This window comes from Streptomyces bullii (genome assembly GCF_042657145.1).
Lineage (GTDB): Bacteria > Actinomycetota > Actinomycetes > Streptomycetales > Streptomycetaceae > Streptomyces > Streptomyces bullii.
Window position 1 is genome coordinate 196,739 of record NZ_JBHSNY010000009.1, and the last position, 14,223, is coordinate 210,961.

The window sequence follows — 14,223 nt, forward strand, 5'->3', positions numbered from 1 at the left end:
GCGCCCGCCGAGAGGTCGTCGTGGGTCGTCGTCCCACGGCTCAGCGGGGCGGCGTCGACAGGTGGGTGAGGATGCCGCACACCTCGTCCACGATCTGCCGGGCCTCCGCCTCGTCGGCGCAGTCGCCCAGTTCCCGCGCCGCGCCGCCGATGACGGTGGTCAGCACTCTCACCCGGACCCGGCCGGCGCGTCGCTTCTCGTCCACTTCCAGGAGACGGGCGTTGCGCCGTACCCACGCGCGGTCCCACTGGCGGCGCAGCGTGTCGAAGCCGCCCGGGCCGTCGTCCTCCGCGAAGAGCCGGGCGAGCCGCCGGTTGTCCCAGGCGCCCTCCAGGTACGCCCTGGCTCCGGCCACGAAGAGGACGATGGGATCGTCCACGCCACCGCCACGCTCGGCGGCCAGCGTGGCCGCGGTCCGGCGCTCCTGCTCCTCCCGGAACTCCTCCCACAAGGCGAGGTACAGCCCTCGCTTTCCGCCGTAGTGCTGGAACAGGCTGCCCAGCGGGAGGCAGGAGCGTGTCGCGATCTCGGCGAGGCCGGCGTCGGCGTAACCGCGTGCGGTGAAGACCTCCAGCGCGGCGTCCAGCAGGGCGTGCCGAACCGAGCCGTAGGGCTCGGCAGGCCCGTCCGGCAGGCCCGTACGCGACTGTCCGTCCGGCAGGTCAGTGCCCGTACGCGACGGCCGGTCCGGGCACTGACCTGCCGGCTCCGTGCCGGTCGGCTCCATGATGCCGCTCACTGTCCGTCCTCACCTTCCCCGGCGCCGTCGCGGATGGCGAGGGCGACCAGCAGTTCCAGAAGGTCGGCGATCCGGCGCGGATTGCGCCCGGTGCGTTCCTCGATCCTGCGCAACCGGTAGTGCGCCGTGTTGTGGTGCACCCGCAGCCGGTCGGCGGCCAGCCGCAGGTTGAGATCCGCCTCCGCGAAGGCCCGGATGGTGGCCGCCAGCGTGTCGCCACGCCGACGGTCCTCCGCCAGCAGCGCACGCACCCGGGGATCGACCAGCTGGCGGGCGAGGTCGTCGGCGCGCAGCGCCAGATAGTCGAACGGCGACAGGCGCGGCAGCGCCGCCACCCCGCCTCCGCCCGGCACCAGGTCGAGGGCGGCCCGTGCCTCCTCGTAGGCGCGCGGCAGTTCCCTCGCGCCCTGGGCGACGGTGCTGATCCCCATGGCGAGCCCGGTTCCCTCCCGCGCCAGCCGCCCCTGCACGGCCTCGAAGTGGGCGCAGATGTCCTCCGCGTCCATGCCGGTGCGGACCACGGGCACGGCCACCACCTCGTCGTGGCGTACGACGACCAGGGTGCGGCCGGCCCACGGCCCGGCGACGCTGAGGGACGCGCTGGCCGCGTAACCGTGCTCGGCCGACGTCGGGTCGCCGGTGCGGGTGTCGCCGACGCACACGGCCACCACCGCCATCATCGGCGAGTGCGGCCCGATGCCGTACGCCTGTGCCGCGGCGAGCAGCGGACCGCGCGTCGGTGCCGCGCCCGCCAGGAGCTGGTCCAGCAGGTCCCGGCGCTCCCGGTCCGCGTCCGCCACCACGTGCTGCTGGTACTCGACATAAGCCTGCGCGGCGTGGGTGCTGGCGTAGTCGACGTACCGCATCAGCGGAGTGACGAGGGACAGCGCGGCCTGCTGCGCCTCGGCGGACGTGCCCGCGCAGTCCAGCAGCGCGTCCCACAGCACCTGGCGGCCGACCCGGAAGGCGCTGATCCAGTCCTCCAGGGCGAACCCCGCGCGTGCTCTGCGCATGGCTGCCGCGCGGCTGAACACCAGGTCCTCCGGGGCGATGTTCCGGTCGTCGGCCAGCGCAGCCAACTGCATCCGGTAGTGCGTGAGCACCTGGTCCCGGACGTCGTCGAAGAACCGCTCGTCCTGCAGCGCGTACGACGGGATCTCCGTGCGCATCACCGCCACGGCGGTCCTGGCCACGTCCTCCAGCCGGTCCTGGACGGCGTGCAGGATCCGGTGCCGCTCCCGGACGAGCGGATCGGAGAGTGCGGGGGTGCCCAAGGCGGGACCACGAGGCATGGCGCAGATCGTCGCCGCCCGCTGGTGTCCCGTCAACAGGCCCGGTGGGGGAGGGGTTGGCTGAACTGGGCGTGGCGCACAAAGCGGTGACCGTGAAGTTGGGTGCTCGCACCCAATGTGCGCCCGGAAGGCCCCCACCTACTGTGACGCTCGCCCACCCCCCAGCACCTCGGAAGGGGCGTCACTCATGCTCGTGGTCGACGGTATCAGCGTGCGCTTCGGCGGGATCACGGCACTGGACGGTGTCGGGTTCTCCGTCGAGCAGGGCACCGCCGTGGGGCTCATCGGACCGAACGGAGCCGGCAAGACCACCCTGTTCAACTGCCTCACCAGGCGCTGCACCCCCCAGGCGGGGACGGTGCGGTTCGACGGCGAGGACCTGCTCGCCCTCCCGCCGCACGCCGTGGCCGCGCGCGGCATCGCCCGCACCTTCCAGAACCTCGGACTCTTCCCGCGGCTCACGGTCCGGGAGAACGTCATGGTCGGCGCCCACAGCCGGGGACGCACCGGACACCTCGCCGCGGCGCTCCGGCTGCCCCGCGTCCGGCGGGAGGAGGCGGAACTGCGTGACCGGGCGGACGCACTGCTGCGACGACTCGACCTGGCGGACGTCGCCGGCCATCCCGCCTCCGGGCTGCCGTTCGGCACCCTCAAACGCGTCGAACTCGCGCGGGCGCTCGCGGTACGCCCCCGGCTGCTGCTCCTCGACGAACCCGTCAACGGCCTCAGCCACGGCGAGGTCGGCCAATTCGCGGATCTGGTCCGGGAGGTGCGCCAGGACTTCGACCTCACGCTCGTGGTGGTGGAACACCACATGGGGTTCGTGATGGACCTGTGCGACAAGGTGGTGTGCCTCGACTTCGGAAGCAAGATCGCCGAGGGCCCGCCGGAGGACATCCAGCGCGACCCGGCCGTCATCGAGGCGTACCTGGGAGTGGCGGCATGAGCGAGCCGACCACCGACCGCACCGGGACGCAGGAGACGGCACAGCCCGACTTCCTGACCGTGTCCGGCCTGCACGCCGGATACGGCCAGGCCCAGGTGCTCCAGGGGCTGGACTTCTCCGTCGCGCGCGGCGAGGTGTGCGCGGTCCTCGGACCCAACGGCGCGGGCAAGACCACCACGCTGCGGGCGCTGTGCGGCATGGTCCGCGGCCGCGGCTCGGTGCGGCTGAACGGTGCGGAACTGCTGGGCCGCGCGCCCGAGCAGGCCGCCCGGCTCGGCGTCGCGCACGTGCCCGAGGGCCGCGGCACCTTCAACGACCTGACCGTCGAGGAGAACCTGCGCGTCGGCGCCCACCTGCGCCGGGGCCGTGCCGAACGCGCTGCCGTGGCCACCGACCTGGAACGCGTCTACGGCTACTTCCCCAAGCTGCGCCGGCGCTCCCGCCAGGCCGCGGGCAGCCTCAGCGGCGGCGAGCAGCAGATGCTCGCGATCGGCAGGGCGCTGATGCTGCGGCCCGCGCTGCTGCTGCTGGACGAACCGTCCCTGGGCCTCGCGCCGATGGTCACGCGCGAGCTGTTCGAGATCATCCGTGCCGTCAATGAGGAGGAACGCACCACCGTGGTCGTCGTCGAGCAGAACGCCCAGCTCGCGCTGGATGTCGCGCACCGGGCGCACGTACTGGAGGCCGGCCGCCTGGTGCTGTCCGGACCGGCCGCGAAGATCCGCGAGGACGGGCAGGTCGCCGAGGTGTACCTCGGTGTCTCCGTCCGCTCCGGAGAGGGCGGGTGAGCGCCGTGAGCGAACCGCTCCAGCAAGTCGTGGAAGGGATCGGCTCCGGCGCCGTCTACGCCAGCCTGGCGCTGGCCCTGGTGCTGATCCACCGGTTCACCGGGATCGTGAACTTCGCGCAGGGTGAGCTCGCCATGCTGTCCACGTACGTGGCGTGGCAGCTGGTGGCGTCCGGGATGCCGTTCTGGCTGGCGCTGCCGGTCACCCTGGCGGTGTCGTTCGCCGGCGGCATGCTCATCGAGCGGCTTGTCATCCGGCCCGTCCAGGGTGCGCCCGAACTGACGGTGGTCATCGTCACGGTGGGGCTGTTCATCTTCGTCAACGCGATGGCCGGTCTGATCTGGTCGTTCACCGTGAAGGACTTCCCACAGCCGTTCCCCGGCGGAGGGATCGACCTGGCCGGGGTGCGCGTGGACTGGTCGACGCTCGGGATCATCGTGGTGGTCGCCGTCGTGATGGGCCTGCTGTACCTGCTGTTCCAGCACACCTCCCTCGGCCTGGTGATGCGGGCGGTCGCGTGCAACCCCGCCTCCGCCCGGCTGTCGGGCATCCGGGTGGGCCGCGTGCTCATGCTCGGCTGGGGACTGGCCGCGACGGTCGGCGCGGTGTCGGGCGTACTCGTCGCGCCGGTGCTGTTCCTGGAGCCCAACATGATGGGCGGGGTGCTGATCTACGCGTTTGCCGCGGCCACCCTCGGGGGCTTCGACAGCCCGGTCGGCGCGGTCGTCGGCGGCCTGTGCGTGGGCGTCGCCGAGACGCTCGCCGGGGCGTACGTGGACGTGATCGGAGCCGATCTGAAGGTGGGCGTACCCCTGGTGATCATCCTGGCGGTGCTGCTGGTCCGGCCCCAGGGCCTGTTCGGGCGGACGGCGGTGGAACGCGCATGAGCACGATCACCACAGCACTCGCCACCGACCGCGCCCGGCGTCTGCGGGCCGCCCTGACAGCGCTGCTCGTGGCAGCCGTCGCCGTCGGCGTGCCGTTCTACTTCGCCCCCTTCCAGGTCTTCCAGCTGACGATGGTGCTGCTGTACGCCGTGGCGCTGGCCGGACTGAACCTGCTGGTCGGGTTCGGCGGGCAGATCTCGCTCGGGCACGGCGCGTTCTTCGCGGCGGGCGCCTACACGGCAGCCGTCATGCTCGACCGGTACGACACCGGCCACCTGGCCACGCTGCCGGTGGCGGCCGTCGGCTGCTTCCTGCTGGGGCTAGGGTTCGGGGTGCCCGCACTGCGGCTGCGCGGACTGTACCTGGCCCTGGTCACCCTCGCGTTCGCGGTGTTCCTGCCGCCGCTGCTCAAGCGGCTCGAACCGGTCACCGGCGGCTCCATGGGCCTGACCGTGGACAAGCTGCAGCCGCCCGCGTGGAGCGGGCTGGCCGAGGACCAGTGGACGTACTTCGTCGTCCTCGCCGTCACCGCGGCGGCCCTGCTGCTCGCCCGCAACCTGCTGCGCTCCCGCGTCGGCCGGGCCCTGCTCGCCGTGCGGGACAACGAGAGCGCGGCGGAGGTCATGGGCGTGCGGCTGTCGCTGCACAAGACCCTCGCCTTCGCCTGGAGCGCGCTGTTCGCGGGTGTCTCCGGGTGTGTGTACACCTGGGTGATCGGCTTCGTCTCGCCCGACTCCTTCAGCTTCGTCCTGTCCATCACGCTGCTGGCCGGCCTGGTGGTCGGCGGACTCGCCTCGCTGTACGGGCCGCTGCTGGGGGCGGCGTTCGTGATGTACGTGCCGAGCGTGGCCCAGGACATCAGCGACGCGGCGCCCGGTGTGGTGTTCGGCCTGCTGATCGTCGCGGTGATGTTCGTGGCCCCGACGGGACTGGCCGGCCTGGCGGGCCGCCTCCGGGCAGCCGCGGCCCGTCGCCTGACCCGCACCACCCCCGCCGCCGGCCGGCCGGCCCTCTCCGACCCCGAACCCGCCGCGACCCCCGCACCACAACCGGACCCCGCCCCTGTCGACGCCGAAACCGTGGGCGCACCGCCCCGCACGGAAAAGGAATGAACCACATGCGTGAGACGAAGCCCATGCGCGAGACGCAGCACATGCGCAGGACGACCGCACTGCGGGCGGCCGCGGCCGTGACCGCGGCCCTGCTCACCGTCACCGCCTGCAACAGCCAGCGCGGGCAGGACGACAAGGACGCCGCCGCCGACGGCGCGTGCCAGGGCCAGCAGACCACCGGCATCACCGACAAGACCGTCAAGATGGGCGGCATCTACCCGCTGTCGGGACCTGCCTCCGCGTACGGCACGATCAGCACGGGCGTGAGCACCTACTTCAAACACGTCAACGACAAGGGCGGCATCGACGGCCGCACCGTGGAGTTCGTCGTCCGCGACGACGGCTACCAGCCGCCCAAGGCGGTCGAGGAGGCCCGCAGACTGGTCGAGCAGGAGAAGGTCTTCGCAATCTTCCAGACCCTGGGCACCCCGTCCACGGCAGCGGTGTGGGACTACCTCAACAAGCGGAAGGTGCCGCAGCCCTTCGTCGCCACCGGTGCGTCCCTGTGGGGTACGGACGACAAGCACCCGTGGACCATCGGCTGGCAGCCCAACTACGTGTCCGAGGCACGGGTGTACGCCAAGTTCCTCAAGGAGGAGAAGCCGAAGGCCGAGGTCGCCGTCCTCTACCAGAACGACGACTTCGGCAAGGACCTGCTCGGCGGGTTCAAGGAGGCCGTCGCCGGCAGCGGCGTCAAGGTGGTCGCCGAGGAGAGCTACGAGGTCACCGACCCCTCCGTCTCGGCGCAGATGACCAGCCTCGCCCGCTCCAAGGCCGATGTGCTGCTGAACATCACCACGCCCAAGTTCGGCAGTCAGGCCCTCGCCGCCGACGCCAAGAACACCAAGTGGAACCCGCTGCACATCGTCAACGCCGTGTCCGCGTCCGCCACTGTGCTCAAGCCCGTCGGCTTCGAGAACGTCCAGGGCCTGGTCTCGGCGACCTACTTCAAGGACCCCGCCGACCCGCAGTGGGCCGACGACGCGGAGATGAAGACGTACCGGGAGGCCCTGCGCAAGCACGCGCCCGACGCCGACCCCGCCAACCAGTTCAACGCCTACGGCTGGGCCGTGGCCTCCAGCCTGCACAAGGCGCTGGACGCGATGAAGTGCCCCACGCGGGAAGGGCTGCGTGACGCGGTGCGCGACTTGAAGGACGTCAAGGTGGACATGCTGCTGCCCGGGGTCACCCTCTCCACCGGGCCCGACGACGCCTTCCCGATCGAGACGATGCAGCTGATGCGGTTCAAGGGCGAGCGCTGGCAGCTCTTCGGCGAACCGGTCGACACCCGCAAGGAGTTCGGCTCCCCGGTCGACTGAGCCGGCGGGGGGGCGGCTTCGCCCTGGGCCCCCGGCAGCGGAACGCCGTGGTGGGCCGCGAGTGCCAGCAGGGCCACGCGCAGTGGTCCAGTCTCCAGGACCGTACCCGGCTCGAACCAGCGGGCCACGGCGGCTCCGCTCGCCGCACGGGCCGGAACCGACCATCGCGGCCAGACGCTCCCGCTGCCGGCTCGCCGGGGCGTTCGGGCCCTGCCGCGGCACGCGGAGCCCGGCCGGCGGACATCGCACCGGCCGCCCACGAGACGCTGGTGCTCGGACTCACCTCGACGCGGGGCGACGGCTGAGTCCCCGGCTGCCGGCGGCCCGGGGCGGCGGCCGACGGCGGAAGTCCGAAGCGCCACGCAATGCTCACAGGCAGCGACGCCTCGTGAACCGCCGGGCGGCGAGCCGGGCCGGGCCGCCTGCCAGCTGTCGGCCTCCGTCCCACCCGGGCTTGCCCGGTCAGGGGCCCGGCGACCGCCGGTGTCGATGACTCCGGTCGCCTCCCGCTGCCGGGCGGCACGGGCCGCTTGGCCTGCCGGAGATCAAAGACCGCGGATCATGTCCGCGGCCTTCTCCGCGATCATGATCGTGGGAGCGTTGGTGTTGCCCCGCACCACGGTGGGCATCACCGAGGCATCCACCACCCGCAGGCCGTTCACGCCGTGCACCCTGAGCCGGGAATCCACGACGGGGCCGATGGAGCAACTGCCCGCCGGGTGATAAAGGGTGTGCAATTCCCGTCGGGCGTAGTCGAGCAGCCCGGCGTCGTCGGTGGAGCGCGGTACGCGGAAACTCGCACGGCGGTGCTTTACCAGGCTGGGCTGCTCGGCGATGTCGAGCAGCATCCGCAGGGCCCGGACCATCGTGGCACGGTCTTCCTCGGTGGTCAGGTAGTTGTGCACAATGCGCGGTTTGGCGCTGGGGAGGGCGGACCGCAGGGAGACCTTGCCCCGGCTCGTGGGGGAGAGGAGGACCGCGCCGAACATGAAGGCGTGGTCGGTCACGGGGCTGATGCCCTCCCCGTGGAACATCACCGGGGTGGCGTGCACCTGGATGTCGGGGGCGTCCAGTCCCTCACGGCTGCGGTGGAACCCGCCGGCCTCGCCGAGGTTCGAGGTGAGGGGACCGCGGCCCTCGCTCTCCAACAGGCGGACGTTGTCCGGTGTCTCGGCGGTGAACAGCGACTCGGTGTCGGTGAGGTAGGACAGACCGACGTGCGGATGGTCCTGCAGGTTCTCTCCCACCGGGAGGTCCACGCGGGGCGTGATGCCGAGGGCCGTCAGTTCACCGCCCGGGCCGATCCCGGAGAGCATGAGCAACTGCGGCGAGTTGTAGGCCCCGGCCGACAGCACGACCTCCCGTTCCGCGCGCAGGGACAGCGGTGCGCCGTCCCGCTCCACCTCGACGCCGGTCGCCCGGTCGCCGTTCAGGAGCACGCGGGTGCACTGGACGCCGGTCAGTACCTCGAGGTTCGGCCGGGACAGGGCCGGCCGCAGGTACGCGTCGGCCGTGCTGCAGCGCAGCCCGTCGCGCTGGGTGAGGTGGTAGTAGCCGACACCGTCTTGCTCGGGCCCGTTGAAGTCGCTCGTGCAGCGGTGGCCCGCCTCCTGGGCCGCCGTCACATAGGCGTCCATCAACGGATGCCTGGACCGGCCCTCGCTGACCGTGAGGGGCCCGCCGGTGGAGTGCCACGGCGACGGGGCGCCGGTGAAGTTCTCGGCGCGCAGGAAGTACGGCAGGACATCCTGCCAGCTCCACCCGTCGGCGCCGCCGGCCGCCCAGGCGTCGTAGTCGCGGCGATTGCCGCGTATGTAGATCATGGCGTTCATCGAGGAGCAGCCGCCGAGCGTCCGGCCGCGGGGCAGATAGCGGCGGCGGCCGTCCAGCCCCGGCTCGCACTCGGTGAGGTAACTCCAGTCGTACTTCGTCTGGAACAGCTTGCCGAACGCTGCCGGAACCCGGATTTCGGCGGCATCGTCCTCGGGGCCCGCCTCGATGAGCAGAACACGCGTGCTCTCGTCCTCACTGAGCCGGCGCGCGAGCACACACCCCGCCGACCCCGCACCCACGATGATGTAGTCGTACACCTGGCCCCCTCGCCCGACGCGGTAGCTCGACCCCTCTACCCAAGCGGCATCGGCGGGCGGATCACACCGTGCTGTCGGCCATTGCCGGGCTGGTTCGCGTTCTGTCGAGAACCAGCCCCCCAACTGCCCGCCGCAGCGGCGCCCCGGCGGCGCCGGCGCCTCCTCGAGGCAGGGGGTCAACGAGCCTCGTGCAGGGAGAGGACGGCCTGCACCAGCGCGTCGGGGCTCTCCCAGTTCAGCATGTGCCCGGCGTCCGGCACGGTGATCAGCCGCGCCCCCGGTATGCCGTCGGCCAGGCGTCGGGCGTGGCGGGGCGGAGTGCTGCGATCGGCCGAGCCGACCATGACGACGGTGGGGACCGCGATCTCGGCCAGGCGTGGGTAGCGGTCCTCGCGGGCGAACGCCCGCACGATCGGCACGAGCGGGGTGTGGGCCTGCTGGAGGAAAACCTCGCGGAAGGCCCCGATCATGGCGGGAGAGGGCTGCTTGCCGCACTGAACAGCGCCGAAGAGGACTCCGCCCGTGCGGGTGCGTGCCAACCGCTGGAGGATGCCCCGCTCCAGCAACGGGATCTGCAGCCGGTTCTGCGGTGCTCCGTCGTAGATGCGGCCCGCCCAGGTCGCGAACAGCACCAGACCGCGCAGCCGACGGGCGACGCCGGGGTGGTCGAGCACGGCACGAAGCGCGAGGAACCCGCCCATGGAATGCCCGACGAGCACTGCGTCGCGGACGTCGAAGTGCTCCAGGACCGCCAGGTAGTCCTGCGCCATGGGGCCGGAGCCGATGCCGTCCGCACCGAACGTCGACCCTCCGTGGCCGCGCTGATCGAAGACGATGACACGGTGACCGCAGGCCACCAGGGTGGCCTGCACCAGATTCCACCCCAGGAGCGAGGCACCGTAGCCGTGAGCCAGCACCACCGGTGGCCCGTCACCCGCGACGATGGTGCGCAGCACCGTCCCGTCGGGCCGGGAGAGGAACACTTCCTCGCCCTCGGGCTCGCGGCGAAGCCGTTCGTACGGGACGGGGTCCGGCAGACGCTCGATCCAGCCGGCCGTTGCCCGCGCGGCCGCCATGACAGCGAGGGCCGCCGCCGCGCCACCCCAGACCAGCCGCATCTTCATCGATGTCTCCCCCATCCGTCCCTCTGTGTGTCAGAGCCGGGTCGGAGCGCGCCTGACGGGGCCCATTCTGTATGTCAACGAACCTTGGTGCGCCGATGATTGCCGGGGAATGGCTCAGAAGGCGTTGTTTCAACTGGACGCCCCCGGCTCCTGGTTGCCGCCATCGGCTGGACCTGGAGGCGCGGCCGCGCCGAACCGGCCCCGGAGTGCGGTTTGGCCGGACGATGCCCGCTGGACAGCGGTAGCGGGGCGCGCCGGTTCGGAGGGAAGTGCCGCGAGGTCCAGGAAGTGCCCGACGCCGACTTACCATACGGGACGACCCGTATGGTAAAAAGGAGTCATGGAAGCAGTGACAACTCGTCCTGGGCGCCCACGAGATGAGCGGGCTCACGCGGCGATCCTCGCCGCCGTCACCGAGCTGGTGGCCGAGTCGGGGTACGCCGCCATGTCCCTCGGTGCCGTGGCGGCACGGGCCGGAGTGGGCAAGGACACCATCTACCGCAGGTGGTCCGGCAAGGCGGAGCTCGTCTACGAGGCCGTGTTCACCGCGAGCGACGCCGCACCCGTCCCCGACACCGGAAGCCTCGAAGGCGACCTGACCGTCCTGGTCCAGCAGCTGATCGACGAGTTCAGTACGCCGGCCGCCGTCGCGGCCCTGCCCGGCCTGCTGGCGGACTTCGCCGCAGCATCCGACCTGCGCGCCAGGATCCGGTCCGCCTTCCTCGAACCCGCCAAACAGCGCCTGACCGTCGTCTTCGACCGGGCCCACGCACGACGGCAGACCGGCCCGGACGTCGACGTGGACCTGGTGCTCGACGGGCTCGTCGGAACCGTGTTCTTCCGGCTGGGCATCCTCGGTGAGTCCGCCGGCCCCGAACTGGCCCAAGACATCGCCCGGATCGCCGCCAAGGGAATCGAGAGCCGATGAACGGATGGCTGTCGGCCGCAGGGGTCCTGGCGACCGCAACGGCCCTGATCCACATCACCGCGGGAGGCCGTGACGTGGTCCGCCCCCTGCTGGCCAGCGGCTTGGACGCCGAGCCGCTGCGCACGCTGCACGCGGTGTGGCACTTCGTCAGCGCGGACCTGCTGTTCAGCGGAGCCGCCCTGATCGCCCTCGCCGCCGACCCCACTCCGCACACACCGCTCGTCCTCTTCATCGCCGCGCACTTCCTCACGTACGCGGCTGTGTTCCTGGTCATCACGCTTCGCGCGGGCTGGTCACGGCCCCTGCTGCGGCTGCCCCAGTGGCTGCTGCTGCTCCCGGTGGCGGTGCTGGCCGGGACCGGAGCGCTGTAGAGGGCCGTACCCGGCTCGTTCGGACGCCTCGTACGGCGAGGCCGTTCCTCCGGGGTGCTCAGAGGCGGTGATGCAGCGAAACGCTCCGCCTGGCATGGCGCGGCTCGCCGCACACGCCGCCGTGTCACCTGGCGTGGGTGTCGAGCCAGGCGGCGATGGTGGAGGCGACGTGCAGCCCTGCATCCTCCAGCATCATGTCGTGGCCGACGTCCGGTACGAGCAGTGGGGCCACGCCGTACAGCTCTGCGATGTCACGGGCGTCATGCACGGGTGAGCGATCTTCCTCGGGACCCACGACGAGGACCGGACAGCGGATGGAAGCCGTGTCGACGTGGACACTCCCGTCGCTGTAGGCGTTGATCACCGTGGGCGACTCCGGGCTGAGCCGTGCCATGACAGAGTCCATAGCCGCTTCGGATACGTGCCGGAACCACTGTTCGCGCACATGGTCGCGGCTGACGGTGACCGGACGGTCCGTCGGATACGGGGTGCTGCGCATCCGGCCCAGTCGGCCGGGACCTACGGAGGAGACCAGCACCAGCCCGCTCAGCGAGGAACGCTCCGCCACGAGCTGCGCGACCAGACCGCCCATGCTGTGCCCGAGCACGGCAGCCCGCGGCGCCGTGCGCTCCAGCACCGCCAGCGCAGCGTCCGCGTAGTCCTGGGGAGTGAGGCGGAGGTAGTCACGGGCGGCGACGGCACGGGACCCCGCGTGGTTCGGCAGCGACATCGCCAGCGCGGTCCAGCCCGCCCGCGCGAACACCGGCATCCACCGCTCGAACGCCCACCAGCCGTGCAGGGCACCGTGGATCAGCAGCACCCGGCCATGATCGGCCACTGCCGCATCGCGGGCCTCACGGACCAGCAACCCGTCGACGTCGTGGTTGATCCACTCCAGTGTCACCGCACCTCCCGGACCGGTCGCGCCCGCCAGGTGCCGTTCGCCGTGTGCCGCCGGCCTGCGGCCACCTGGAGTACACAGACCCCGGACTAGGGAACGACCCTGAGCAGCCTGTTGGGTGAGCCGGTGCCGATGTTGCGCAGCACCCCCGTCGTCGCTCCGCTGACCAGAGCGCTGTGCACGGTTGCCGGGCTCGCTGTGGGGTGTGAGGTGAGGTAGACGGCCGCGGCTCCCGCGACATGGGGGGTGGCCATGGAGGTGCCGGAGAGGATCGCCGTGGCCGTGTCGCTCGTGTACCAGCCGGCGGGGATGGAAGATCCGGGGGCGAACAGGTCCACAGAAGAGCCGTAGTTGGAGTAGGCGGCTCGGTAGTCGGTGCTGGTGCTGGCGCCGACGGTCAGGGCGGTGCTTACGCGCGCCGGTGACGAGTAGGCGGCGTTGGTGTTCGAGTTGCCGGCGGCGACGGCGTAGGTGACGCCGGATGAGATCGAGTTCCTCACCGCGGTGTCCAGCGCGGTACTGGCGGTGCCGCCGAGCGACATGTTGGCGACGGCGGGGCGGACGCGCTGCGCAGTGACCCAGTCCACGCCGGCGATGACGCCCGAGGTGGTGCCCGAACCGTTGTTGTCCAGGACGCGTACCGCCACGATCCTCGTGGCCTTCGCGGCGCCGTACGTGACGCCGGCGACCGTGGTGGCGACATGGGTGCCGTGTCCGTTGCCGTCGGCGGCGACGGTGTCCCGGTCGATCACGTCGTACCCGTACTCGGCACGACCCCTGATCTCCTGGTGGGTGATCCGTACGCCGGTGTCGATGACGTACACCGTCGCGCCGGCACCAGCCGTGTCGGGGTAGGTGTACGTCCTGCTCAGCGGCAGTCTGGCCTGGTCGATCCGGTCCAGGCCCCAAGGTGGGTTGACCTGCGTCGAGCTGAGGCTGACCTTCTGGTTCTTCTCTACGAAGGCGACAGCCGGGTCCGCCGCGAAACTCCTGGCTCCCGCCGCGCTGACGCGGACGGCGTAGCCGTTGACCGCGGAGTTGTAGGTCCTCTCCACGGTGGCACCGTACTTGGCCGCGAACCGACTGCCTTCCTCCGAGGCCGCTCTGAACTTGGCGGAGGGTTTCAGCGTGACGATGTAACTGTTGTCAATGCCGTAGGGAGAGTTCTCGTTGAGGGGGGTCCTCTCGACGGCCGGGGCCGCCTCGGCGGGCAGACCGGCTCCGCTCCCCAGGGCGAGGGCCGTGACGATCACGCCAACGGCTGAGACGATCCAGCGCCGGGCGGTGAAGGCTTCTCGCATGCTGACGACCCTTCCTGGGAGCCGACTCCTGGACGATCTTCGCTGTCGCTCTGGCGAGAACGGCCAGACCGTTCATTGACGAGATGCCATGCGTGTGACGCAGGGCCGCGCGCATTTGTATGACTTACCGCGTAAGAGTGTCGTGGGGCTGGGCTGCTCGGCCCACACGTGGCCGGTGCGTGTCGGCCGCGGGCTGCCGGTGCCCCTGCCGGGCGGGCAGCGATCGGCGCCGACTCGGCCATGCCGTCATCGCGCACCGCCCAGGGCCGGAGATGACCGTGCCTCCCGGAGGCGCCGAACGGCGGCTGGGCGAGCTGAACACCGACAGCAGGATTCAGCCCTGCAAGGTCCTTGACTCTTGGCCTGAACCCGCCGGTAACATCTGGCCACCCTTGTACGGCACCGGTGCTCGTCCGCTCGGCGTG

At 71.3% G+C, this 14,223-nt stretch carries 13 protein-coding genes; 7 read left to right on the plus strand and 6 right to left on the minus strand.

Annotated features, from left to right (window positions below):
- Window positions 1-40: 40 nt before the first annotated feature.
- Both ACFPZJ_RS25945 and ACFPZJ_RS25950 read right to left on the minus strand, forming a co-directional pair.
- Window positions 41-739 carry a TetR/AcrR family transcriptional regulator gene (locus tag ACFPZJ_RS25945; protein ID WP_381026187.1) on the minus strand — a complete coding sequence of 233 codons (699 nt, stop codon included), beginning with the start codon at window positions 737-739 and terminating at the stop codon, window positions 41-43.
- Window positions 736-2,031: a PucR family transcriptional regulator gene (locus ACFPZJ_RS25950; RefSeq protein ID WP_381026190.1), complete on the minus strand. Its 1,296-nt coding sequence runs from the start codon at window positions 2,029-2,031 to the stop codon at window positions 736-738. Before ACFPZJ_RS25950 ends, ACFPZJ_RS25945 begins: the two co-directional genes overlap by 4 nt.
- Before the next feature lie 187 nt (window positions 2,032-2,218).
- Between ACFPZJ_RS25950 and ACFPZJ_RS25955 the strand changes: the two genes are divergently transcribed.
- The 5 genes from ACFPZJ_RS25955 to ACFPZJ_RS25975 are packed head-to-tail and all read left to right on the plus strand — an operon-like array spanning window position 2,219 to window position 7,083.
- Window positions 2,219-2,977: an ABC transporter ATP-binding protein gene (locus ACFPZJ_RS25955; protein ID WP_381026192.1), complete on the plus strand. Its 759-nt coding sequence runs from the start codon at window positions 2,219-2,221 to the stop codon at window positions 2,975-2,977.
- A complete protein-coding gene (locus ACFPZJ_RS25960; RefSeq protein ID WP_381026195.1) occupies window positions 2,974-3,765 on the plus strand; it encodes an ABC transporter ATP-binding protein in 792 nt (263 codons plus the stop codon). The genes ACFPZJ_RS25955 and ACFPZJ_RS25960 overlap by 4 nt, the downstream gene beginning before the upstream one ends.
- 5 nt (window positions 3,766-3,770) lie before the next feature.
- Window positions 3,771-4,652, plus strand: coding sequence for a branched-chain amino acid ABC transporter permease (locus tag ACFPZJ_RS25965; RefSeq protein ID WP_381026196.1), 882 nt, complete (start codon window positions 3,771-3,773; stop codon window positions 4,650-4,652).
- Window positions 4,649-5,764: a branched-chain amino acid ABC transporter permease gene (locus ACFPZJ_RS25970; RefSeq protein ID WP_381026199.1), complete on the plus strand. Its 1,116-nt coding sequence runs from the start codon at window positions 4,649-4,651 to the stop codon at window positions 5,762-5,764. The genes ACFPZJ_RS25965 and ACFPZJ_RS25970 overlap by 4 nt, the downstream gene beginning before the upstream one ends.
- A 5-nt stretch (window positions 5,765-5,769) precedes the next feature.
- Window positions 5,770-7,083, plus strand: a complete 1,314-nt coding sequence (locus tag ACFPZJ_RS25975; RefSeq protein ID WP_381026202.1) for an ABC transporter substrate-binding protein — start codon at window positions 5,770-5,772, stop codon at window positions 7,081-7,083.
- Window positions 7,084-7,628: 545 nt separating this feature from the next.
- On the opposite strand, the gene ACFPZJ_RS25980 is transcribed toward ACFPZJ_RS25975, so the two are convergent.
- Both ACFPZJ_RS25980 and ACFPZJ_RS25985 read right to left on the minus strand, forming a co-directional pair.
- Window positions 7,629-9,173 (minus strand): GMC family oxidoreductase, encoded by a 1,545-nt coding sequence (locus tag ACFPZJ_RS25980; protein WP_381026205.1) that lies wholly within the window; start codon window positions 9,171-9,173, stop codon window positions 7,629-7,631.
- Between the two features lie 176 nt (window positions 9,174-9,349).
- Window positions 9,350-10,312 carry an alpha/beta fold hydrolase gene (locus ACFPZJ_RS25985; RefSeq protein ID WP_381026207.1) on the minus strand — a complete coding sequence of 321 codons (963 nt, stop codon included), beginning with the start codon at window positions 10,310-10,312 and terminating at the stop codon, window positions 9,350-9,352.
- A 334-nt stretch (window positions 10,313-10,646) separates the two neighbouring features.
- On the opposite strand from ACFPZJ_RS25985, the gene ACFPZJ_RS25990 reads away from it, so the two are divergent.
- Window positions 10,647-11,225 (plus strand): TetR/AcrR family transcriptional regulator, encoded by a 579-nt coding sequence (locus tag ACFPZJ_RS25990; RefSeq protein WP_381026210.1) that lies wholly within the window; start codon window positions 10,647-10,649, stop codon window positions 11,223-11,225.
- Window positions 11,222-11,596, plus strand: a complete 375-nt coding sequence (locus ACFPZJ_RS25995) for a hypothetical protein (protein WP_381026213.1) — start codon at window positions 11,222-11,224, stop codon at window positions 11,594-11,596. Before ACFPZJ_RS25990 ends, ACFPZJ_RS25995 begins: the two co-directional genes overlap by 4 nt.
- A gap of 124 nt (window positions 11,597-11,720) precedes the next feature.
- Here ACFPZJ_RS25995 and ACFPZJ_RS26000 read toward each other — a convergent pair whose 3' ends face one another.
- Together ACFPZJ_RS26000 and ACFPZJ_RS26005 are read right to left on the minus strand one after the other, a co-directional pair.
- The gene (locus tag ACFPZJ_RS26000; RefSeq protein ID WP_381026214.1) at window positions 11,721-12,500 is read right to left on the minus strand and encodes an alpha/beta fold hydrolase; all 780 of its coding nucleotides are present in this window, start codon (window positions 12,498-12,500) and stop codon (window positions 11,721-11,723) included.
- An 86-nt stretch (window positions 12,501-12,586) separates the two neighbouring features.
- Window positions 12,587-13,798 carry a S8 family peptidase gene (locus tag ACFPZJ_RS26005; protein WP_381026216.1) on the minus strand — a complete coding sequence of 404 codons (1,212 nt, stop codon included), beginning with the start codon at window positions 13,796-13,798 and terminating at the stop codon, window positions 12,587-12,589.
- Window positions 13,799-14,223: the final 425 nt, after the last annotated feature.